The sequence below is a fragment of the Vibrio rumoiensis 1S-45 genome (assembly GCF_000286955.2).
Taxonomy (GTDB): Bacteria; Pseudomonadota; Gammaproteobacteria; order Enterobacterales; family Vibrionaceae; genus Vibrio; species Vibrio rumoiensis_A.
This window is the reverse complement of the sequence record NZ_AJYK02000057.1, coordinates 23,787-46,243: the sequence shown is the minus strand read 5'-3', so window position 1 is coordinate 46,243 and position 22,457 is coordinate 23,787. Positions and strand designations below refer to the sequence as shown.

General features: G+C 42.1%; 20 protein-coding genes and 2 tRNA genes. All 22 read right to left on the bottom strand.

Annotated features, from left to right (window positions below):
- Positions 1-72: 72 nt before the first annotated feature.
- The gene (locus A1QC_RS07300; protein WP_017023841.1) at positions 73-1,326 is read right to left on the bottom strand and encodes a NupC/NupG family nucleoside CNT transporter; all 1,254 of its coding nucleotides are present in this window, start codon (positions 1,324-1,326) and stop codon (positions 73-75) included.
- A 227-nt stretch (positions 1,327-1,553) separates the two neighbouring features.
- Positions 1,554-2,354 (bottom strand): TatD family hydrolase, encoded by an 801-nt coding sequence (locus A1QC_RS07295; protein ID WP_017023840.1) that lies wholly within the window; start codon positions 2,352-2,354, stop codon positions 1,554-1,556.
- A complete protein-coding gene (locus tag A1QC_RS15535) occupies positions 2,354-2,518 on the bottom strand; it encodes a hypothetical protein (RefSeq protein WP_017023839.1) in 165 nt (54 codons plus the stop codon). Before A1QC_RS15535 ends, A1QC_RS07295 begins: the two co-directional genes overlap by 1 nt.
- A gap of 104 nt (positions 2,519-2,622) precedes the next feature.
- Entirely contained in the window at positions 2,623-4,203 is a 1,581-nt protein-coding gene (gene prfC, locus A1QC_RS07290; protein WP_017023838.1) for a peptide chain release factor 3, read from the bottom strand.
- 114 nt (positions 4,204-4,317) lie between these two features.
- Positions 4,318-4,818, bottom strand: a complete 501-nt coding sequence (gene rimI / locus A1QC_RS07285; RefSeq protein ID WP_017023837.1) for a ribosomal protein S18-alanine N-acetyltransferase — start codon at positions 4,816-4,818, stop codon at positions 4,318-4,320.
- The gene (locus A1QC_RS07280) at positions 4,805-5,215 is read right to left on the bottom strand and encodes a DNA polymerase III subunit psi (RefSeq protein ID WP_017023836.1); all 411 of its coding nucleotides are present in this window, start codon (positions 5,213-5,215) and stop codon (positions 4,805-4,807) included. The genes rimI and A1QC_RS07280 overlap by 14 nt, the downstream gene beginning before the upstream one ends.
- A 6-nt stretch (positions 5,216-5,221) precedes the next feature.
- Entirely contained in the window at positions 5,222-5,737 is a 516-nt protein-coding gene (locus tag A1QC_RS07275; protein ID WP_017023835.1) for a GNAT family N-acetyltransferase, read from the bottom strand.
- A gap of 298 nt (positions 5,738-6,035) precedes the next feature.
- Entirely contained in the window at positions 6,036-7,019 is a 984-nt protein-coding gene (gene nlpI / locus A1QC_RS07270; RefSeq protein WP_017023834.1) for a lipoprotein NlpI, read from the bottom strand.
- A 191-nt stretch (positions 7,020-7,210) separates the two neighbouring features.
- On the bottom strand, positions 7,211-9,325 hold the full coding sequence (gene pnp, locus A1QC_RS07265; RefSeq protein ID WP_017023833.1) for a polyribonucleotide nucleotidyltransferase: 2,115 nt from the start codon (positions 9,323-9,325) through the stop codon (positions 7,211-7,213).
- Between the two features lie 437 nt (positions 9,326-9,762).
- Entirely contained in the window at positions 9,763-10,032 is a 270-nt protein-coding gene (gene rpsO / locus A1QC_RS07260; protein ID WP_017023832.1) for a 30S ribosomal protein S15, read from the bottom strand.
- 140 nt (positions 10,033-10,172) lie between these two features.
- Positions 10,173-11,114: a tRNA pseudouridine(55) synthase TruB gene (gene truB, locus A1QC_RS07255; protein WP_017023831.1), complete on the bottom strand. Its 942-nt coding sequence runs from the start codon at positions 11,112-11,114 to the stop codon at positions 10,173-10,175.
- Positions 11,114-11,515: a 30S ribosome-binding factor RbfA gene (gene rbfA, locus A1QC_RS07250; RefSeq protein WP_017023830.1), complete on the bottom strand. Its 402-nt coding sequence runs from the start codon at positions 11,513-11,515 to the stop codon at positions 11,114-11,116. The genes truB and rbfA overlap by 1 nt, the downstream gene beginning before the upstream one ends.
- A gap of 116 nt (positions 11,516-11,631) precedes the next feature.
- Complete coding sequence (infB, locus tag A1QC_RS07245) at positions 11,632-14,319, bottom strand: translation initiation factor IF-2 (protein ID WP_017023829.1); 2,688 nt, start codon at positions 14,317-14,319, stop codon at positions 11,632-11,634.
- Between the two features lie 21 nt (positions 14,320-14,340).
- Positions 14,341-15,828, bottom strand: coding sequence for a transcription termination factor NusA (nusA, locus tag A1QC_RS07240; RefSeq protein ID WP_017023828.1), 1,488 nt, complete (start codon positions 15,826-15,828; stop codon positions 14,341-14,343).
- Positions 15,829-15,846: 18 nt separating this feature from the next.
- Positions 15,847-16,302: a ribosome maturation factor RimP gene (gene rimP / locus A1QC_RS07235; protein WP_017023827.1), complete on the bottom strand. Its 456-nt coding sequence runs from the start codon at positions 16,300-16,302 to the stop codon at positions 15,847-15,849.
- Positions 16,303-16,615: 313 nt separating this feature from the next.
- Positions 16,616-16,692 (bottom strand) — tRNA-Met (locus A1QC_RS07230).
- A gap of 70 nt (positions 16,693-16,762) precedes the next feature.
- A tRNA-Leu gene (locus A1QC_RS07225) sits at positions 16,763-16,847 on the bottom strand.
- A 15-nt stretch (positions 16,848-16,862) separates the two neighbouring features.
- On the bottom strand, positions 16,863-17,210 hold the full coding sequence (secG, locus tag A1QC_RS07220; RefSeq protein WP_017023826.1) for a preprotein translocase subunit SecG: 348 nt from the start codon (positions 17,208-17,210) through the stop codon (positions 16,863-16,865).
- 225 nt (positions 17,211-17,435) lie between these two features.
- Positions 17,436-18,773, bottom strand: a complete 1,338-nt coding sequence (gene glmM / locus A1QC_RS07215; RefSeq protein ID WP_017023824.1) for a phosphoglucosamine mutase — start codon at positions 18,771-18,773, stop codon at positions 17,436-17,438.
- Positions 18,774-18,845: 72 nt separating this feature from the next.
- On the bottom strand, positions 18,846-19,679 hold the full coding sequence (gene folP, locus A1QC_RS07210; RefSeq protein ID WP_017023823.1) for a dihydropteroate synthase: 834 nt from the start codon (positions 19,677-19,679) through the stop codon (positions 18,846-18,848).
- 108 nt (positions 19,680-19,787) lie between these two features.
- The gene (gene ftsH / locus A1QC_RS07205) at positions 19,788-21,752 is read right to left on the bottom strand and encodes an ATP-dependent zinc metalloprotease FtsH (protein ID WP_017023822.1); all 1,965 of its coding nucleotides are present in this window, start codon (positions 21,750-21,752) and stop codon (positions 19,788-19,790) included.
- A 51-nt stretch (positions 21,753-21,803) separates the two neighbouring features.
- Complete coding sequence (rlmE, locus tag A1QC_RS07200) at positions 21,804-22,433, bottom strand: 23S rRNA (uridine(2552)-2'-O)-methyltransferase RlmE (protein WP_017023821.1); 630 nt, start codon at positions 22,431-22,433, stop codon at positions 21,804-21,806.
- Positions 22,434-22,457: the final 24 nt, after the last annotated feature.

The window sequence follows — 22,457 nt, the reverse complement described above, 5'->3', positions numbered from 1 at the left end:
AAAAAGCCGCAGCAAAAAAATGCTACGGCTTTCATTTAGATTCTAATGGCGTCTATAAATAGAAACCTTACCCTACATTGCTTGTAATGTAAGGAAGAAACCTGCAATTGTTGCAGCCATTAAGTTAGATAATGTACCAGCAGCAACGGCTTTCATACCCATACGTGCAATGTCACTACGACGGTTAGGAGCAAGGCTACCTAAACCACCAAGTAAAATCGCAATCGAAGAAAGGTTAGCAAAGCCGCATAATGCGAATGAAATAATGGCTTTAGTTTTCTCAGACAATACAACTGTCGCAGTATCTTGTAGATAAGGCGTGAAGTTCAAGTAAGCAACAAATTCGTTCACAATCACTTTTTGGCCAATGAAAGAACCTGCAAGCGTTGCTTCAGACCAAGGAACACCAATTAAGAATGCTAATGGTGCGAATACCCAGCCTAGGATTAATTGTAGCGTTAGGTTCGGCATATCAAACCAACCGCCAACACCACCTAAAATACCGTTAATTAATGCGATAAGACCAACGAATGCTAATAACATTGCACCAACATTAAGAGCAAGTTGTAAACCCGAAGAAGCACCGCTTGCTGCCGCATCAATCACGTTAGCAGGTTTATCATCACCAGATTGGTCAATGTCTTCGATTTGATCAATAGGCTCATCAGTTTCTGGTTTCATGATCTTAGCGAATAATAGACCACCAGGAGCTGCCATGAACGATGCTGCGATTAAGTATTCAAGAGGAACACCCATTGCCGCATAACCCGCCATTACACCACCTGCAACAGAAGCCAAACCACCACACATCACAGCAAATAATTCAGATTGAGTCATCTTTGGTACAAATGGACGAACCACTAACGGTGCTTCTGTTTGACCAACGAAAATATTCGCTGTCGCAGACATAGATTCCGCACGAGAAGTACCTAGCGCTTTATGCAATGCACCACCAAGAACTTTAATTACTATTTGCATAATGCCTAAGTAGTAAAGAACCGAAATCAGTGCAGAGAAGAAAATGATAGTAGGTAGCACTTTAAAAGCAAAGATGAAACCGATGCCATCAACAGAGAAGTTAACTAGGTTACCAAATAGGAACCCAATACCTTCATTACCGAAGTCGATGACATATTGAACGCCATTTGTCATTGCATTCAATACATCTTTACCCCAAGGAACATACAGTACAAATGCACCTAAAAGGAATTGGATAGCAAATGCGCCACCAACGGTTCTTAAATTAATTGCTTTGCGGTTGTCAGAAAGAAGAACTGCAATAAGCAGTAAAACGATCATGCCAACGATGCTCATAACCAGGCTCATGGTATATGGCTTCCTTATTTGTTGTGTTGCGTTATAAAAATAAAATGTGGCTCATCAAAAAGCGGAGTGGATTATACTCTGACAATTCTCAACAAAGTAATACCAATGTCACATTAGCCAATGAAAGATTAATGAAAAACATAAATCAACGTGACCAGTATCACCAAATCATCACCCTTTCTATATTGACAAGATAGCAAACGATTGCTTTTCATTCATAAAAACTATCAAACAAGCTCAAACAATTGAATAGTATTTTTCAATATTTGATCTTTAACCTCCAATTCAGACTCTTCTCGCAGTGTACATAACGTCTTAAAAATACCTAAAATTTGAGCGGGATGATTAGGTTCACCTTGGTACCCCGATAAAGGCATGTCTGGTGCATCCGTTTCAAGAACCAAAGAGGATAAAGGTAACTGTGCCATAGTATTGCGTGTCTTTTGCGCTCTTGGGTAGGTAATGATCCCTCCTACTCCAATATAGAAGCCCAATTTCACATATTCCATTGCTTGCTGATAACTTCCTGAAAAAGCGTGAATGACACCACCTTTTTTCGGCTTAACTTGTCGCAAACGTTGCAAGATTTTATCGTGAGATCGGCGAGCATGAAGAATAAGAGGCAGGGAATAGTGGACTGATAGCTGTATTTGCGCATCAAGTAAGTGGTACTGCCTCTCCACAAGCTTGGGCGTTAATAGTGCATCATCGAGCATAAAATCAAGACCGCACTCACCAATCGCAACACATTTAGATGAGCGTAATTGCAGGCAAGCTTCTAATTGTTCTAAAGCATTATCATGATGCTGTTCGATAAAATAAGGGTGCAAACCGAGTGAATAATATAACGATGGATATTGCTCGGAAAGCTGTTGAACTTGTTGCCAATTACTGTCACCAATTGCAGGAATAATAATTTTTTGCACACCTGCACGAAAAGCAATATCCAGCTCTTTCTGCGTGTTCGAAAAAGGCGAAAAATCGAAGTGGCAATGAGTATCAATAAATTGAAATGGATCACTTTTCATCAGGCTTGAATATTTTTAATGCATTTCTTTTCAACTGCATTTTTATCATGCGCAGGATCCACTTTATACACACAGCAACTGCGCTTATATTCAGAGGTGAGCCCAAGCTCTTCACACCAAGCATCATAACGTGCTATCCAACGCTTTATCTTAGTAAGCAACATAAAACCCTCTTTGCGTTATCTATCATTAAAATAACTATAACCCTCTAAGGCATTTTTCACACATAAAAAAACGGAGCCTTTACGACTCCGTTTCAAAATAATGATTAATGCTCGCGAGTCGCGTGGAATTCAATATCTGGGAAACGCTCTTTGGCTAAATTTAAATTCACCATAGTCGGTGCAACGTAAGACAGGTTATCACCACCATCTAATGCAAGGTTAGTCTGGTTCTTACGTTTAAATTCATCGAGTTTTTTCTCATCACTGCATTCAACCCAACGAGCGGTCGCCACATTAACACCTTCATATATCGCTTCCACGTTATATTCCGATTTTAAACGAGCGACAACCACATCAAACTGAAGTACACCAACCGCACCAACAATCAGATCGTTGTTTTGTAATGGACGGAAGACCTGTACAGCCCCTTCTTCAGAAAGCTGGACCAAACCTTTCAATAATTGCTTTTGTTTTAATGGATCGCGCAGGCGAATACGACGGAACAATTCTGGCGCAAAGTTTGGAATACCGGCAAACTTCAAGGACTCACCTTGGGTGAAAGTATCACCAATTTGAATCGTGCCATGGTTATGTAAACCGATAATATCACCCGCATAAGCATGTTCCGCGCGAGAACGATCGCCCGCCATAAAGGTAACGGCATCAGAAATATTGACCATTTTCCCAGAGCGAACATGATTCATCTTCATACCTTGGGTATAAGTCCCAGAGACAATTCGCATGAAAGCAATACGGTCACGGTGTTTTGGATCCATATTTGCCTGAATTTTAAATACAAAACCCGAGAACTTTTCTTCTGTGGCTTCAACTGGGCGTTCATTGGCTTCACGAGCAAGTGGTGCTGGAGCCCATTCCGTTAAGCCCGTAAGCATGTGGTCAACACCGAAGTTACCTAAAGCAGTACCGAAAAATACCGGTGTTAATTCACCTTTTAAAAACAGTTCTTGGTCAAACTCATGCGCCGCACCAATAACAAGTTCCAAGTCTTCACGTAGTTGATCAACAATATCACTACCTAATTCGGCATCAAGCTCTGGATTATCTAATCCTTTAATGCTGCGCACTTCTTGGATTGTAGAGCCTTGACCAGTGGCATATAAAATCGTTTCGTCACGATGAATGTGATAAACACCTTTAAACTCTTTACCACTTCCGATAGGCCAAGAAACTGGAGCACAAGCCATTTTCAGCTCAGTTTCCACTTCATCCAGCAAATCCATAGGATCACGCGTATCACGGTCACATTTGTTCATAAAGGTGACAATAGGAGTATCACGCAAGCGAGTAACTTCCATTAGCTTGCGAGTACGATCTTCGACACCTTTTGCAGCATCGATGACCATCAAGCAAGAATCTACTGCGGTAAGCGTTCGGTAAGTATCTTCCGAGAAGTCTTCGTGTCCCGGAGTATCAAGAAGATTGACCAAGCAGTTGTTATAAGGAAATTGCATCACAGACGTGGTTACCGAAATACCACGTTCTTTTTCCATTTCCATCCAGTCGGATTTTGCATGTTGATTTGAACCACGCCCTTTTACGGTACCTGCTTTTTGTAAAGCGTTTCCGAATAAAAGTACTTTTTCAGTGATGGTGGTTTTACCCGCATCGGGGTGAGAAATGATCGCAAACGTACGACGCTTGCCAACTTCAGAAAGGAAAGACATAAGAGCTTGAAACCTTATAAACAGTTTGATAGTTGCCGCAATTATCGCAGCAACAAAAAATAATGGGATCACTTAAGTGAGATGGGCGAATTATACGCAAAAATCAAGATAACTCTAGCTGAAAGGATTAAAACCACTATCCAGCAATAGGTTCATGATGATGGCATCTTCTTTGCCACTCTTTGAGGTTTGAGATGGATAATAATTCACACGACGATCCATCTCGTTAAAGCCAAGCGACTCATAAAGATGATAAGCCCCTGTATTACTGGCTCTCACTTCCAACCAAATACTTTCCGCTTCGCAGGCTTCACTGTGTTCGATTAAATGCTGCATTAACATTCGTCCATAGCCTTTGCCTTGCTGACTAGGATCCACAGCAATCGTCAGTAACGTGACTTCCCCAACTACATTCTGGCTGTAGTAGTAACCGACTAATGTTTGATCAAGCCACAAGCCAAATTGATGCTTACTGGAGTTTGGCGTGTTTTGATGGCTGAGATCGCGGATCATACTTTGCGCCCACGGATGGCTATGCGCTTGTTGTTCAATCGCCCATACTGCATCGAGATGCTCAGTAATTAGAGGCAATGTTTGAAGATTATTTTGTGTCATAAGAGCAAATCTGCTGCCAAAGGTCTCGGCGATTTTGAGTATTACCATGAATGTCTTGCAACAGTGGCGAAGATAACTGATTCACCCCATCAAGGGTTAGGCTAACCTCACAACCAGCAAACCATATCCAACTGAGCTGATGCTTTTCCAGAGTGACCAACTGAGCAGGAGTAATCTGCAGAGCCTGCTCCGGTTTTAATGTCATGCTGCCAAGCACTTTAATAAACAAGGTCGCATCTTCGCCTTGAGGTAAGCTTTCAGAAACCAATAACAAAACGCAAGAAGATGGAAGGACAAGACCTGGAGCTTGGTAGCCTTGCAACCGTTCCGGATGTGCAAGCTCCCAAACAGGAATTGCCATTTCTTGTAAATACTGTTGTTCACGAAGGTTTAGCATAATAACTCAAATAGCGTTAAATTCTGGGCTGTATTCTACCAAACCCGCTTGTCCGTCAAAAGCACCATCCGCAAGCGCAAGAGCTTGGAAAGCACCCACTTGATATTCAGGCATAACATTATAAATAGACACCAATCCCATTGGTGCGCCATCTTGAAAGCCTAATCGAGAATAGTAATGTGGTGAACCTAAAACAAAGCAAGCCGAATAACCAAATTCATATAATGAATCCAAACCGGATCTGATCAGAGCCTCTGCAATACCTTGCCCACGATATTCTTCTTTAACCGCAACCGGTGCTAGCCCTTGCCAACCCAAGTCATCACCATCAATCGTAACTGGCGTAAACAGCACGTGCCCAATCACTTCACCCTCATCGCTACAAGCCACCAGAGATAAAGTAAAGCGGCTATTTTCACGTAAAGAACGTACTAATTTAGCTTCTGATGAAGTAGGAAACGTTTGGCGTAATAATGAATCAATGGTGAGAATATCAGCGGGAGCTTCGGTACGAATTAGCATGATTATCCTTGTGAGTGGTCAATAGAAAGCAACAAGAAATGGATTCTATACTGAAACCATCATTATTTGTCAGTTTTCTTATTTAACCCGAGTTCTGGCTTGAAGAACGAGAGCCAGATAAACCTTTTACACAATGGGTGGTTGATATATTAGGTCAATTTTGCTTAAACTTTTTTATTACCAAAACCAGGTTGCTGATTGAATAACAAGAGCAATCACATTAGAAATGTAGGCATAATACTATCCACCTAGATCAGATGGATAGTCAAAAAGTCACTAATTAGGCACTCAACTTAAGTTAAACACTCAGCTTGGGTGCTTGATAAGTCGGTTGTTGGTTATTTTTCTCATCAGGCTGATTGCTCGATTCTTGATCGATAGCAGGCTCTGTTGATTCCGCTTGCGCTTTATCTCTCTTTGCTTGAATCGCTTTAAAAATACGCCCTAATTCTAAAAATGCATACCTATGTTCAGAGAATTCATACACATTAAGTGAAATCGATAACTTATAAAGAGCAATCGCATCTGAATATTGACCTTGATATTGATACTTCTTCGCCAAATAGAAATAAAGCTCGGTTAACTTTTGCGCCAATTCGACATTATTGTTCGTACCTACTGCAACGGATTGTAGTGCATCGTTTTCATTGACTTTACCCAGAGTTATACCGACTAATACCCAACCCCATTGCTCATCACGATCTTGGTAACGTTGCTCTAAATCCGCTGTTGCTTGCTTTTCATCACCATTTTCTCGATCAATATAATACAACCACAATGCACGATACGGATCGGAAGGATCTTTATTGTAATTGCTGGCCATATCTTGCGAGGCAAGCACATACCTTTCAGCATAATATAAAGCAATGGCTCGATTACGTTCCGCATAGTCGTTATTCGGATCAAGCTCTAAACTAGAATCAAATGCATCAAATGCTGAATCATAGTCACTCACTTGGGTAAAATAGACACCTAGAACATTGAATACTTCAGATTGAGCAGGATTTAATTTTAATGAACGCTCGTAATCCAAGCGGGCTAAATCTGCTAAACCCACACTGTCGAGATAACGGCCACGTTCTGCAAATATTTGAGCACGAACATTTTGGCTCACCTCTTTACGTTGCAATAACTGGTTAAGCCTTGCGATTTGCAATTCTTGTTGAAGAGAAGGCTGAAGAGGAATGGCTAATGGTGGGTAAGCCCAATTTGAACCACCTTGGTTTGCACAACCCATTAAGAAAAAAGCGGTAATCAGGCTTATCCATTTATAATATTTCACGAACGTCAAACTCCTTTACAGTACGTATATAAATTTAGAATTAAAGAAAACCGTAACTGTATTCATTAACCCAAACTAATATACACGTTGTCTCACCCTCTCACCACTGCAATATCAATCCTAATACAAGAATAATAGACATAAAAAAAGAGGAGCCTAAGCTCCCCTTTCTTGATTCATTCTAGATGAAATTACTCTGCAGCAGGTTCTGCTGGAGCTTCAGTGGTTTCAACCGCTTCTTTCATGCTTAGACGAACACGGCCTTGACGGTCGATTTCAAGCACTTTAACTTGAACTTCTTGACCTTCAGTTAGGTAGTCAGCCACTTTCTCGATACGCTTATCAGCAATTTGAGAAATGTGTACTAGACCATCTTTACCAGGAAGAATCGTTACGAATGCACCGAAATCAGCCAAACGTGCCACTTTACCTGAGTAGATACGACCCACTTCAACTTCAGCAGTGATCTCTTCGATACGACGGATAGCTTCTTTCGCAGCTTTACCTTCAGTCGCAGCAATTTTGATTGTGCCATCGTCATCGATTTCAATCGTTGTGCCAGTTTCTTCAGTAAGAGCACGGATCACAGCGCCACCTTTACCGATCACGTCTTTGATTTTCTCAGAGCTGATCTTCATGGTGTAGATACGTGGAGCAAATTCAGAAATCTCTTCACGTGCACCAGAAATCGCTTCATCCATTACTTTTAGGATGTGCTTACGTGCGCCTTGTGCTTGGTTAAGCGCAATTTGCATGATTTCTTTAGTGATACCTTCGATTTTGATATCCATTTGCAGTGCAGTGATACCTTCGTTAGTACCCGCGACTTTAAAGTCCATGTCACCTAGGTGATCTTCGTCGCCAAGGATGTCAGAAAGAACAACGAAATCGTCGCCTTCTTTAACAAGACCCATCGCGATACCTGCAACTGAAGCTTTAATTGGTACACCAGCATCCATAAGCGCTAGAGAAGTACCACAAACAGAAGCCATTGAAGATGAACCGTTTGATTCAGTAATTTCAGACACAACACGTACTGTGTATGGGAACTCTTCTACTGATGGCATTACCGCTTGAATACCACGTTTTGCTAATTTACCGTGGCCGATTTCACGACGCTTAGGAGAACCAACAAAACCAGTTTCACCTACACAGTATGGAGGGAAGTTGTAGTGTAGAAGGAAGTTGTCTTTCTTCTCACCCAATAGGCTATCGATGATTTGTGCATCACGTTGTGTACCAAGCGTAGCCGTAACCAATGCTTGAGTTTCACCACGAGTAAACAAAGAAGAACCATGGGTACGTGGAAGAACGCCAGTACGTACATCAAGTGCACGAACCATGTCTTTTTCACGGCCATCGATACGTGGGTTGCCTGCAATAATGCGGCTACGTACTACGTTTTTCTCTAAGTCATGGAAAATAGCGTGAATTTCTTTTGGATTCAGATCTTCGTTTTCAGCTAATAATTTTTCTTTTACTTCATCGCTAAGTTGGTGGATACGATCGTAACGCGCCATTTTCTCAGTGATTTGGTATGCTTCAACCAGTTGGCTTTCTGCTAACTCAGCAATTTTTGCTTTCAATTCTGTGTTTTCAGCAGGTGCTTCCCAGTTCCAAGACGGCGTAGCGACTTCAGCTGCGAATTCGTTGATAGCAGAAATAACCGTTTGTTGTTGGTCGTGACCATAAACAACTGCAGCTAACATTTCTTCTTCAGTTAGGTTGTCAGCTTCTGATTCAACCATTAATACCGCGCCAGCAGTACCCGCAACCACTAGGTCTAGTTTAGAAGACTCAAGTTCAGTTTGGCTTGGGTTAAGTACTAGTTCACCATTGATGTGACCAACGCGCGCTGCACCGATAGGACCATTAAATGGAACACCAGAGATAGCTAAAGCAGCAGAAGTGGCGATCATTGTGATCATGTCAGGTTGAATGTCTGGGTTTACAGAAACCACAGTGGCAATCACTTGAACTTCGTTTTTGAATTCAGATGGGAATAGCGGACGAATTGGACGGTCGATTAGACGAGCCGTTAATGTTTCGCCTTCAGAAGGACGACCTTCGCGCTTAAAGAAACCGCCAGGGATTTTACCGGCAGCGTATGTACGCTCTTGGTAGTTCACAGTAAGAGGGAAGAAATCTTGCCCTGCGACTGCTTCTTTCTTTGCGACTACAGATACGAATACTGAAGTGTCATCCATGCTTGCCATTACAGCAGCAGTTGCTTGACGAGCCATGACGCCAGTTTCTAGAGTAACGGTATGATTACCGTACTGGAATTTTTTTACGATTGCTTTCACGTAAAGATCCTTAAATTTAATAATTTCAAAGTATTTCAATACCCTGTGATTTCTTTACCAATCGCGACTAATAGCAGTTTTTTCTAATTTGTAACTCACTAAAAGATTAAAGAGAGATACGGAAAAGGCTGTTATTAGTCGCGACCTTCATGGTCGACATCGGTGACTGTAAAGTTAATCAACAGAGGTTTATTTTAATTTAGCTAATAGAGCATTCGTTAACTAAAACAAACGAGACGTAGTATAAACCACTTGGACGTAAATGTCTTATTTTGGGCTAGATAATGTTTAATCCACCAAACGGCAAACGCAAAAAAGGAGCCTAAGCTCCTTTTTATCAAGTATCTGTCTATTTTTCTTCGCTTGTTGAAATTCAAGCAAGCAGCAAATCAATAAAACAAATGCTTTCTAATCTTGGTATTAAACCAAACGACGAATTAACGACGTAGGCCAAGACGCTTGATTAGTGCGTGGTAACGATCTAGGTTTTTACCTTTAAGGTAATCTAGAAGTTTACGACGACGAGAAACCATACGTAGTAGACCGCGACGGCTGTGGTGATCGTGTTTGTGATCAGCAAAGTGACCTTGTAGGTGGTTGATAGAAGCAGTAAGTAGTGCTACTTGTACTTCTGGTGAACCTGTATCGCCTTCAACTTGTGCGTATTCTGCAACGATTGCTGCTTTAGTTTCTGCATTCAGAGACATAATGCTCTCCTAATAAGAGTTAATCTATAAAATGTGACAGCCAATCTCTGATTCAGCCATCACGCGAGGTGCGGATTATAGGGGAACGAAAACATAAGAGCAAGAGATATTCTGACGCCTAAAGAATAGAAATGCGCTTCCTATTCTTCTCTAAACACCACCAATCTCTTTGGTGCAACTTTCCCATCATCATCAATATGCGCAATGCCTAAGAATAAGCGCTCTTCACCTGCCGTCATGCGAACAATACCTTCGCTAGGCGCACCAGGTACTTGTACCGCTTGCCCCTGCTGAACATAACCAACAAGGCTTGGTAGCATATTCACTTCCGGTAAATCTTGTACTGCAGTATCCATTGGCAATAGTAGAGGATCCAACAACTCGCGTGGTTCAATCTCTTGTTCTTTGGCTTGTTCAATCAAAGCTTCAAGCTGCTCCAATGTCACCATACGCTCGGCTGGATAATGCGATACACCAATACGACGTAAGTACGTCACATGCGCGCCACAACCTAACATTTCACCTAAATCATCCGTAATGGTGCGAATGTAAGTGCCTTTTGAACAATGCACTTCCATTTCAACTTCATCACCTTCAAAGCGGATCAGTTTAAGTTCAAACACTGTGATCTTACGTGACTCACGAGGAACCTCGATGCCTTGACGTGCATATTCATACAAAGGTTTCCCTTGATATTTTAATGCAGAGAACATCGAAGGAATTTGATCGGTAGTACCGCGAAACTTATCAATGCAAGCTTCTAGAAATTCTCTTTCAACGTTCACATCTCGAGTTTGAACCACTTCACCATCAGAATCGGAGGTATCCGTACGCTCGCCTAATTTTGCAACCACACGGTAACGCTTATCCGAATCTAATAGGAATTGAGAGAACTTAGTTGCTTCACCAAGACAAATTGGCAGCATACCCGTTGCTAAAGGATCCAATGCACCAGTATGCCCTGCTTTCTCAGCGAAATAGAGACGTTTTACTTTTTGCAGCGCATCATTAGAGCTAATACTGGTTGGTTTATCCAATAACAAAACGCCGTCAATAGGACGACCACGACGTCTACGAGCCATTACTCTTCTCCTTCGTCCTCACGACCAGCTTCTTTTTTGCGTTGGTTATCTTTGCTTACGACTTCACTTACCAAGTTAGACATGCGCATGCCTTCGGTTAAGGTGTTGTCGTAAGTAAAGCGAACTTCTGGTGTTAGACGTAAACGAATACGCTTACCTAGCGTCATACGAACCGCAACTTCATGCTCTTTTAGTGCCGCTAAGCTTGACTCTGGAGTTTGTTCACCCACACATAAGAAAGTCACGAATACTTTGGCATAAGCTAAATCACGTGAAACTTCAACGTCAGAAATCGTCACCATTCCGATACGAGAATCACGTACATCACGTTGTAAAATCGAGGCTAGCTCTTTTTGTAATTGTTGTGCAACACGTTGTGCACGGCTAAATTCTTTGGACATATTGTTACCTCTGCTGCGATTTAATATCACATATAACAGAAAAAATGGGGAGCATAATGCCCCCCATAGTGTATTAAGAAATCTTGCTAACCTAGGAGGTTAAGTCAGATTTTAAATTAATCAAGAGTACGCTTAATTTCAACGATTTCGAATACTTCGATTTGGTCACCAGCGCGAACGTCATTGTAGTTCTTAACACCGATACCACATTCGTAACCGTTACGAACTTCTTGTACGTCATCTTTAAAGCGACGTAGCGATTCTAGCTCACCTTCGTAGATAACGATGTTATCGCGAAGTACGCGGATTGGGTTACTACGCTTAATTAAGCCTTCAGTTACCATACAACCTGCGATAGCACCCAGTTTAGGTGACTTGAACACGTCACGAACTTCAGCAAGACCAATGATTTCTTGTCTAAATTCAGGAGCAAGCATACCGCCCATCGCTTGTTTCACTTCGTCAATCAATTGGTAAATGATTGAGTAGTAACGAAGATCTAAGCTTTCGTTTTCAACAGTGCGGCGAGCTGAAGCATCAGCACGGACGTTAAAACCAAGTAAGATGGCGTTAGAAGCGGCTGCAAGTACTGCATCCGTTTCAGTAATACCACCCACACCAGAACCTACTATGTTCACTTTCACTTCTTCAGTTGAAAGTTTACGTAGTGAGTCGGCAATCGCTTCTACCGAACCTTGAACGTCCGCTTTAAGTACCACGTTCAGTTCAGCAACTTCACCTGCTTCCATGTTAGAGAACATGTTTTCAAGTTTCGATTTTTGCTGACGAGCCAGCTTCACATCACGGAATTTACCTTGACGGTAGTTCGCAACTTCACGTGCTTTACGCTCATCACGTACTACTGTCGCTTCATCACCTGACGCAGGAACACCAGATAGACCAAGAATTTCCACTGGAATCGATGGACCCGCAGTTTCAATGTCTTGACCATTTTCATCACGCATAGCACGAACACGGCCGTATTCTTGTCCACACAGTACGATGTCGCCCTTGCGTAGAGTACCCGCTTGTACAAGTACAGTTGCAACTGGACCACGACCTTTATCAAGGCGAGATTCAACAACCACACCAGAAGCCATGCCGTCGGTTACTGCTTTAAGCTCAAGAACTTCAGACTGAAGTAAGATAGCTTCAAGTAAACCTTCAATATTGGTTCCCACTTTTGCAGAAATGTGAACGAACATGTTTTCGCCGCCCCATTCTTCAGGAATAACGTCATACTGAGCAAGCTCATTCTTAACGTTATCAGGGTTCGCGCCTTCTTTATCAATTTTGTTTACTGCAATAATCAAAGGAACGCCAGCCGCTTTAGCATGCTGAATCGCTTCAATGGTTTGTGGCATTACACCATCATCGGCAGCAACAACAAGTACAACGATATCTGTCGCTTGAGCACCACGAGCACGCATTGAAGTAAACGCGGCGTGTCCTGGAGTATCTAGGAAGGTGATCATGCCATTGTCAGTTTCAACGTGGTATGCACCGATGTGCTGAGTAATACCACCCGCTTCACCAGAAGCAACACGGCTACGACGGATATAATCCAGTGTCGATGTCTTACCGTGGTCAACGTGACCCATGATAGTCACAACAGGCGCACGAGATACCGCTTCTGAACTGTCGTCACGATCAGATAGAATCGCTTCTTCTAATTCATTTTCTTTACGAAGAATAACCTTGTGACCCATTTCCTCTGCCACAAGCTGTGCAGTTTCTTGGTCAATCACTTGGTTGATGGTCGCCATTGCGCCCATTTTCATCATAGTTTTGATGACTTCCGTACCTTTCACTGACATTTTGCTTGCCAATTCAGATACAACAATTGTCTCACCAATCACAACATCAGATTTAGCAACGGTTGCTGACTTATCGAAGCCATGTTGCATAGATGTTGGTTTCGCAAGTTTACCTTTACGGTTATTACGTCCACCACGAGCGTTACGTCCGCCAGTGTTACGTTCTTCTTCTTTCTTCGCTGGCTTTTTCTTTTTACGACGACTTGCTTCACTGCGACGATCAGCTTCATCTTCTGCAGCACGAGCGTGTACGTTCGTCGTTACATGGTAATCAGAGTTTTCAGATTCTTTCTTCTTCTTCTCTTCTTCTGACCAACGAACTTCATTTTCTTCTGCTAGTTTACGTGCTTCTTCAACCAATTTTTGAGCTTCTTGTTCTGCTTTACGTTGAGCTTCTTCTTCCTGACGGCGCTTTAATGATTCTGCTTCTTTTTTCGCAGCGTCATGTTTTGCTTTTTCTTCAGGAGAACGTTTTGGAGCTGATTTTTCTTCAACTTTCGCTTTTTCGGCAGCTTCACGTTTTGCCTTTTCATCAGCTTCACGTTTTGCTTTCGCGGCGGCTTCTGCTTTCATTTTAGCTTCTGCTTCTTGTTTCGCTTTTTCTTCGGCGGCATGTTGCGCTGCAATTTCTGCTTCACGTGCGGCTTGTTCTTCAGCTTCACGGTTGGCTTCATCTTCAACAGCTGAACGCTTCACGTAGGTGCGTTTCTTACGCACTTCTACTTGAACTTCTTTACTTTTACCGCCACCAGCAGCCACACTTAATGTGCTTTTGGTTTTACGTTGTAAAGTCAAACGAGTCGGCTCTGAATCACCAGATGCACTGCCATGTTCTTTTTTAAGATACGTAAGAAGTTGTTGCTTCTCTGCATCTGTAACGTTGTCTGTACTGGCTTTTTTCATACCAGCATCAGCAAGTTGTTCTACCAAGCGTTCAACTGGTGTACCAATTTCTTCACTCAGTGCTTTCACTGTCAGTTCTGTCATACTGCTTTCTCCTTGCTGAAATTATTCTTCGTCGCCAAACCAGCAAATATTACGAGCGGCCATAATTAATTCGCCTGCACGTTCATCTGTTAAGCCTTCGATGCCTTCTAGGTCATCAATGCCTTGGTCAGCTAAATCTTCTAAAGTCACTACACCTTTAGCTGCTAGTTTAAACGCTAATTCGCGCTCTAAACCGTCTAAAGCAAGTAGATCTTCAGCAGGCTCTAAACCATCCAGTGACTCTTCTTGAACAAGCGCTAAAGTGGTCAATGCATTTTTAGCTCGAGCACGTAGCTCTTCAACCATTTCTTCTTCAAGGCCGTCAATTTCAAGTAATTCATTTACTGGTACGTAAGCGATTTCTTCTAATGTTGAGAAACCTTCTTCAACAAGCATTTCAGCAAAGTCTTGTTCAATATCAAGATGCTTCATGAAGTTTTCAATAGCGGCTACTGATTCTTCTTGATGCTTATTTTTAAGGTCTGCAACTGTCATTACGTTCAATTCCCAACCCGTTAGTTGAGAGGCTAAACGTACGTTTTGGCCACTACGGCCTATAGCTTGTGCTAAATTATCTGCTTCAACTGCAATATCCATTGAGTGAGTATCTTCATCAACAATGATTGAAGCTACATCCGCAGGAGCCATTGCGTTGATAACAAATTGCGCTGGGTTATCATCCCAAAGCACGATATCAATACGCTCACCACCAAGCTCACCAGAAACAGCTTGTACACGTGCTCCACGCATACCAACACAAGCACCAACAGGGTCAATACGACGGTCGTTGGTTTTTACTGCGATTTTGGCACGAGAACCTGGATCACGAGCCGCCGCTTTCAATTCAATTAGCTCTTCGCCAATTTCTGGCACTTCAATACGGAAAAGCTCGATAAGCATTTCAGATTTTGAACGAGTTAAGAAAAGCTGGAAACCACGCGCTTCAGGTTTAACTGCATAAAGTAAACCACGGATACGATCGCCAGGACGTAAGTTTTCACGCGGCAATTGATCTTCGCGTAAAATGACTGATTCTGCATTATTACCAAGATCGACGATAACAGCATCACGAGTTGCTTTTTTAACAACACCCGTAACCAACTCACCTTCATTATCGATAAATTGCTCAACGATTTGTGCACGTTCAGCTTCACGTACTTTTTGTACGATAACTTGTTTCGCTGTTTGCGTGGTAATACGGTCGAAGGTTACCGATTCAATATCGTCTTCAACGTAGTCACCAAGTTCAAGCGATTCATCATCGTATTGCGCTGCTTCAATTGACATTTCCTTTGTTGGAAACTCAACTTCTGCCACCACTAACCAACGACGGAAAGTATCAAAATCGCCGGTCTTACGATCGATCTCAACGCGAACTTCAATTTCATGTGCGCTTTTTTTCTTAGTTGCCGTAGCTAAAGCAATTTCTAATGCTTCAAAAATACGCTCACGGGGAACCCCTTTCTCATTCGAAACAGCTTCAACTACCGCTAAAATTTCTTTATTCATGTTTATGCCTCTTCAGACTTAAAATTTTGGTATCAAGTTAGCTTTAGAAATATTACTTAAAGCAAATTGTTCTTCTTGACCATCGACATCTAGAGTTACGATTTCTCCGTCAATAGTCGAAATTACGCCTTTCCATTTGCGACGATTATTCATCGCCATTTTCAAAACCAAGTTCACTTCGTGTCCGATAAACTGTCGGTAATGTGCAGGTTTGAATAGTGGACGCTCCAAACCTGGAGAGGAGACTTCTAAGTTGTATGCCACTGTAATTGGATCTTCAACATCCATAACAGCACTAACTTGACGGCTAACTTCAGCGCAATCATCAACGTTAATGCCATTTTCATGATCAATAAAAATACGTAATGTCGAATGTTCGCCAGCACGGATAAATTCCAAGCCAACTAATTCATAACCTGAAGCCGCGACAGGGGCATCTAAAAGTTCGGTTAATTGTTTTTCTAAACCAGTCATTAAATTCTCCGGAAATGAAGCTTTCCAAGGTTTGCTCATGTTTGTTGCAAACTTAATGGAATAAAAAGCTTAAAGCCGAGTGTCCAGAAACAAAAAAAGGGCATAAAGCCCAATTCAAACACCATGCATTATCCACAAAACACGTTAAATTTGCTAAAAAAGAGCCAATCTAAGTGCGCAGATAATAAAAAACCCCGAATTCGGGGTTTTTTATTGCTGGACCCTGATATTACCAAGCTATAGTTTAGCTTAGCTGTGTAAAAAGTCAGACTTTAAACACAAAAACTTGCAAAAGCATTTCCTTAAAAAGGATTGGTTGCGGGGACCGGATTTGAACCGATGACCTTCGGGTTATGAGCCCGACGAGCTACCAAACTGCTCCACCCCGCGTCCGATATTGCTTTCTAATCTGAGCGGCATTATACGCGCTAGCTTAGACTTTACAAGCTTTAACAAACAATGGTGCCGAGAGGGGGACTTGAACCCCCACACCATAAGGCACTAGCACCTCATGCTAGCGTGTCTACCAATTTCACCATCTCGGCAATACTATCTTTTACTTACTGAGGAATCTCATCATTGCTCTTTGGAGCAGGAATTTCATCAGTAGCGACTTTATCTTTTAGATCAGCTTTCTGTTCTAGACCAAGGCCTGGTGCAGCAAACTGAGATTCATCTTTAGCCGTTGACATATGGCCAAGCACTAAACTAATAATGAAAAATATTGTCGCAAAAATTGCTGTAGATCGGGTTAGGAAATTTCCTGAGCCACCAGAGCCAAATACTGTATTTGATGCTCCAGCCCCGAAAGAGGCTCCCATGTCTGCGCCTTTACCCTGCTGAATCAACACTAGGCCAATTACACCAAGCGCAGCCAGAAGATAAATCACAAGTAGAACTGTTAACATTTTTCCACCTATGTTCTGAATTTTTGAGTTGAGTGACTAAAGCCAACAACAACGCACCTCCCTAATGAGGCGAGGTGATACTAACGAAAGCGGCACTAGCTGACAAGAAAAAATTATCAAAAAAGTGCATGTTGATGCTTAAACGATTAAAAAAGGCACAAAAGCAGCAATTTGGTCAGAAAATGATGCTACTCATCTACTTTTACTGACCAATGATTATTGCTTTTAGCAACTTTCTTTTACTTTATCAGCAATGGCATTAGCTGAAGATTCAACTAATTGTGCATCTTCCCCTTCCACCATAACTCGAATTAATGGCTCGGTTCCTGATTTACGCAGCAATACTCGACCTTTATCACCAAGTTGCTTTTCCACACTAGAAACCGCTTCAAGTACAGATGGATTTTGTAGTGGATCTGCATTACCAGAAAAACGTACGTTTACCAAAACTTGCGGGTAAAGTGTCATGCCCGACGCCAGTACGTTTAATGATAACTTGCTTCCGACTACCGACGCTAATACCTGTAACGCAGCAACGATAGCATCACCAGTGGTTACTTTATCTAACAGAATAACGTGCCCTGAATTTTCAGCACCAATTTTCCAATTATTTTCAAGCAATTGCTCCATTACATAACGATCGCCAACTTTTGAACGTACAAATGGAATACCTAATTGTTTTAAGCCATTTTCCATGCCTAAATTGGTCATCAGTGTACCAACAACGCCACCTTTTAAATCGCCACGACGTAGTGCATCACGGGCAATTATATAAGCAATTTGATCACCATCGACTTTATTACCTAGCTCATCAACCATGATGATACGGTCGCCATCACCATCAAACGCTAAGCCAAGGTCGGCTTTTTCTTCCAACACTCGAGCTTGTAATGCGCGAACATCGGTTGCACCAACTTCATCATTGATATTTAAGCCGTTTGGCTCACAACCGATAGCAATGACTTCCGCTCCAAGCTCAGTAAAGACACTAGGCGCAATGTGGTAGGTTGCACCATGAGCGCAATCCACAACAATCTTTAAGTCTTTTAAGCTTAATTCATTCGGGAAGGTGCTCTTACAAAATTCAATATAGCGGCCTGCAGCGTCGACCATTCTTTTTGCTTTACCCAATAATGCTGATTCGACACATTCAATGTCTTTTTCAAGTTCCGCTTCAATTGCTAACTCTACAGAATCTGGCAGCTTAGTCCCTTCAGAAGAAAAAAACTTAATCCCGTTATCATAATACGGGTTATGCGATGCAGAAATAACGATACCGGCTTCCGCTCGGAAAGTTTGCGTCAAGTATGCGACAGCTGGTGTTGGCATTGGCCCAGTAAAAATCGCCTTCAAACCCGCCGCAGCTAAACCTGCTTCTAATGCTGATTCAAGCATATAGCCTGAAATTCGAGTATCTTTACCAATAATAACTTGCTTGGTTCCTTGTTGGGCTAATACGCGCCCAGCTGCCCAACCGAGCTTTAACATAAAATCAGGCGTGATAGGAAACTGGCCGACTTTGCCGCGCACACCGTCGGTTCCAAAATATTTTCTCGTTGACATAACTTGTCCTTTTTCAGCAAGTGAAATACTTAACATGCTTTATAGGTTAGAAGACATGCTGAAGTATAATTATTAATTTTTATTAATTTGCACCATGTTAAGTACACGCATAGCATCTTGAGTCTCAGCCACATCATGAACTCGAATTATTTGAGCGCCTTTTTGTGCCGCAATTGTCGCACAAATTACACTACCGACAACACTCTCAGCTGGCACTTTATCGAGTAATTTTGAGATCATTGATTTTCGTGACATTCCCGCAAGAATCGGTAACCCAAATTGATGAATTTGCTCTAGATTCGCTAATAGATGATAGTTGTGTGCTAAGCTTTTTCCAAATCCAAATCCTGGATCCAATATAATGTTTTCTCTCACTATACCGGCTTCTTCGCATGCTTTGATTCGCTGTTCAAGAAAATCACACACATCTTTCAATACATCGTCATAAACGGGATTATGCTGCATTGTTCTTGGCTGACCTTGCATATGCATAATACACACAGGAATGTTTGCCTTAGCCGCAACCTCTAAACTTCCTGGCTCTCTTAATGCTCGAATATCATTAATCAGATCAACTCCATGAGTAATCCCTTCACTCATGACATCCGCTTTACTGGTATCCAGTGAAATCCACACATCAAAATTTTCTTTAATGCCTCGAACTAAAGGAATCACTCTATTTAACTCATCTTCAACGGATACTTCTTGGGCACCAGGACGAGTAGACTCTCCACCAACATCAATGATCGTCGCACCAGCTAGAATCATAGACTCTACCTGTTTCATTGCTTTATCTAAGTGATTAAATTTGCCACCGTCAGAAAATGAATCTGGCGTCATATTCAAGATGCCCATAATTTTAGGCTCAGTAAGATCGAGGGTTTTACCATTTGCGTTCAAAAACATATTGAATCATCTCATCAATAAGGTGTGGAATTGGGTATGTCAGAAACCCTTGTCTTCAGAATAGAAAAAGCCCTGACAGAATCAGGGCTTAGTATTACTTACACAGGATTAAGAATCTTTATTTTTAGTTTCTTTATCATCCGCTGTTTGTTCTTGATCTGACGTTGTTTCAGACTGAGTGTCGGCTTTGATCTCAGGTTCCGATGCTTCAGCTTTAGCAACAGTTTCATCCGCTTTACTGGTCGCATCATCCGTCCAACCTTGTGGCGCACGAATCGTATCACTGCGATTCATCAAGTCTTCGATCTGACCAGCATCAATGGTTTCATATTTCATCAATGCATCTTTCATTGAGTGCATGATATCCATATTGTCTTCCAGAATTTGCTTCGCTCGAGCGTAGTTACGATCAATGATAATGCGAACTTCTTGGTCGATAAGGCGAGCCGTTTCATCCGACATATGCTTCGCTTGAGACATACCACGCCCCATGAACACTTCGCCTTCTTCTTCTGCGTACAGAAGTGGGCCAAGTTTTTCAGAGAAGCCCCATTGAGTCACCATCTTGCGTGCAATATCTGTAGCACGTTCGATATCATTTGATGCACCAGTTGATACTTTATCTACGCCATAAATAAGCTCTTCAGCTAAACGGCCACCGTACAAACTCGAAATCATAGACTCAAGGTGTTGACGATTCATACTCACACGATCTTGCTCAGGTAAATACATGGTAACACCCAATGCACGGCCGCGAGGAATGATCGACACTTTATAAACAGGATCGTGCTCAGGAACTAAGCGACCAACAATCGCATGACCTGCTTCATGGTAAGCGGTTGATGCTTTCGTATCTTCCGTTAATACCATAGAGCGGCGCTCTGCACCCATCATAATCTTGTCTTTGGCTAATTCAAACTCAACCATTGAAACATTACGCTTGTTACCACGAGCAGCAAATAGAGCCGCTTCGTTAACTAAGTTAGCAAGATCTGCACCAGAGAATCCTGGAGTACCACGAGCAATCAAAGATGGTTCAACATTTTCAGCTAAAGGCACTTTGCGCATGTGTACTTTCAAAATTTGTTCACGACCACGGACATCTGGTAAGCCAACAACCACTTGGCGGTCAAAACGACCTGGACGAAGTAATGCTGGGTCAAGCACGTCAGGACGGTTCGTTGCCGCAATAACAATGATACCTTCATTACCTTCGAAACCATCCATTTCAACTAGCATTTGATTTAGCGTTTGTTCACGTTCATCGTGTCCACCACCAACACCAGCACCACGTTGACGGCCTACTGCATCAATCTCATCGATAAAGATAATGCAAGGCGAGGCTTTTTTCGCTTGTTCAAACATGTCACGCACACGAGATGCACCAACACCAACAAACATTTCTACGAAGTCAGAGCCTGAAATACTAAAGAACGGTACTTTCGCTTCACCAGCAATCGCTTTAGCTAGTAAGGTTTTACCTGTGCCCGGAGGACCAACCAATAAAACACCCGTTGGTATTTTACCACCAAGCTTTTGGAATCGGCTTGGATCTCGTAAGTAATCAACCAGTTCTTTCACGTCTTCTTTCGCTTCATCACAACCGGCCACATCAGCAAAGGTTGTTTTGATTTGGTCTTCACCCATCATGCGAGCTTTGCTTTTACCAAATGACATAGCGCCTTTACCGCCACCGCCACCTTGCATTTGACGCATGAAGAAAATCCAAACCCCGATGAGTAAAATCATTGGGAACCAAGAAATGAAAATGGTGCTTAGCAAACTTTGTTGCTCAGGTGGTGTCCCTGTCACTTTCACATTTTGGTTAATAAGATCGTCGAGAAGCTTACTGTCGTAAACTGGCATGTAAGTTACATTGCGAGAATTATCAGAACGAACAAAGGTAATTTCTCTATCCTTGAACTTTGCCTCACGAACTTGGCCTTGACCAACGTCTTTTACAAAGGATGTGTAATCTATTGCTTTTCCGCTACTGTCCCCAGGCCCAAAGCTCTGGAAAACTGACATCAAAACTACGGCGATTACTAGCCACAAAATTAAATTTTTTGCCATGTCACTCAAGGTGTCAGCCTCTCGGTCACTATTATAATTAAAAGTAGATTACTACAGTTTATAACCTGTAGCTACGATATAAACCTCACGTGAACGTGCGCGTGAAGAGTCTGGTTTACGAATTTTGACTGCTTTGAACATATCCCGTACATCTTTAACGTACTGATCAAAACCTTCGCCTTGAAACACTTTAACCACAAAACTACCATTAGGAGCTAGAACTTGTCGACACATATCCAATGCCAATTCAACTAAATACATCCCTCTAGGCTGATCTACAGCAAGGTTTCCACTCATATTAGGAGCCATATCAGACATCACTACATCTACCATATCAGGTTGTATGCGTTCTAGTAAGGCTTCTAAAACCGTTTCTTCACGGAAATCCCCTTGAAGAAAGCTTACGCCAGCAATCGAATCCATAGATAAAATGTCACAAGCTATTACTTGGCCATTGTCACCCACAATTCCAGCTGCATATTGAGACCAACCACCAGGGGCGGCACCTAAGTCGACAACCGTCATCCCTGGTTTCAATAATTTATCTTTATCTTGAATTTCTTCAATTTTAAAAATAGCTCTAGAACGGTAACCCTTCTTTTGAGCCTCGGCTACGTACTTATCATCAAAGTGCTCTTGCAGCCAACGACCAGAACTGGCCGAATGTTTTTTCTTACTCATTTAATACCTAATGATTGTATTTAC

Coding starts and splice junctions, on each gene's coding strand:
- rimI (WP_017023837.1), bottom strand. CDS start 4,818: ATGACACAAAATAATCTTCAAACATTGCCTCTAATTACTGAGCATCTC.
- ftsH (WP_017023822.1), bottom strand. CDS start 21,752: ATGGCAAAAAATTTAATTTTGTGGCTAGTAATCGCCGTAGTTTTGATG.
- truB (WP_017023831.1), bottom strand. CDS start 11,114: ATGGCTCGTAGACGTCGTGGTCGTCCTATTGACGGCGTTTTGTTATTG.
- folP (WP_017023823.1), bottom strand. CDS start 19,679: ATGTTTTTGAACGCAAATGGTAAAACCCTCGATCTTACTGAGCCTAAA.
- nusA (WP_017023828.1), bottom strand. CDS start 15,828: ATGAATAAAGAAATTTTAGCGGTAGTTGAAGCTGTTTCGAATGAGAAA.
- rlmE (WP_017023821.1), bottom strand. CDS start 22,433: ATGAGTAAGAAAAAACATTCGGCCAGTTCTGGTCGTTGGCTGCAAGAG.
- infB (WP_017023829.1), bottom strand. CDS start 14,319: ATGACAGAACTGACAGTGAAAGCACTGAGTGAAGAAATTGGTACACCA.
- secG (WP_017023826.1), bottom strand. CDS start 17,210: ATGTTAACAGTTCTACTTGTGATTTATCTTCTGGCTGCGCTTGGTGTA.
- glmM (WP_017023824.1), bottom strand. CDS start 18,773: ATGTCAACGAGAAAATATTTTGGAACCGACGGTGTGCGCGGCAAAGTC.
- A1QC_RS07300 (WP_017023841.1), bottom strand. CDS start 1,326: ATGAGCCTGGTTATGAGCATCGTTGGCATGATCGTTTTACTGCTTATT.
- A1QC_RS07275 (WP_017023835.1), bottom strand. CDS start 5,737: ATGCTAATTCGTACCGAAGCTCCCGCTGATATTCTCACCATTGATTCA.
- A1QC_RS15535 (WP_017023839.1), bottom strand. CDS start 2,518: ATGTTGCTTACTAAGATAAAGCGTTGGATAGCACGTTATGATGCTTGG.
- prfC (WP_017023838.1), bottom strand. CDS start 4,203: ATGTCTTTCCTTTCTGAAGTTGGCAAGCGTCGTACGTTTGCGATCATT.
- rbfA (WP_017023830.1), bottom strand. CDS start 11,515: ATGTCCAAAGAATTTAGCCGTGCACAACGTGTTGCACAACAATTACAA.
- rimP (WP_017023827.1), bottom strand. CDS start 16,302: ATGACTGGTTTAGAAAAACAATTAACCGAACTTTTAGATGCCCCTGTC.
- A1QC_RS07295 (WP_017023840.1), bottom strand. CDS start 2,354: ATGAAAAGTGATCCATTTCAATTTATTGATACTCATTGCCACTTCGAT.
- A1QC_RS07280 (WP_017023836.1), bottom strand. CDS start 5,215: ATGCTAAACCTTCGTGAACAACAGTATTTACAAGAAATGGCAATTCCT.
- rpsO (WP_017023832.1), bottom strand. CDS start 10,032: ATGTCTCTGAATGCAGAAACTAAAGCAGCAATCGTTGCAGAATACGCA.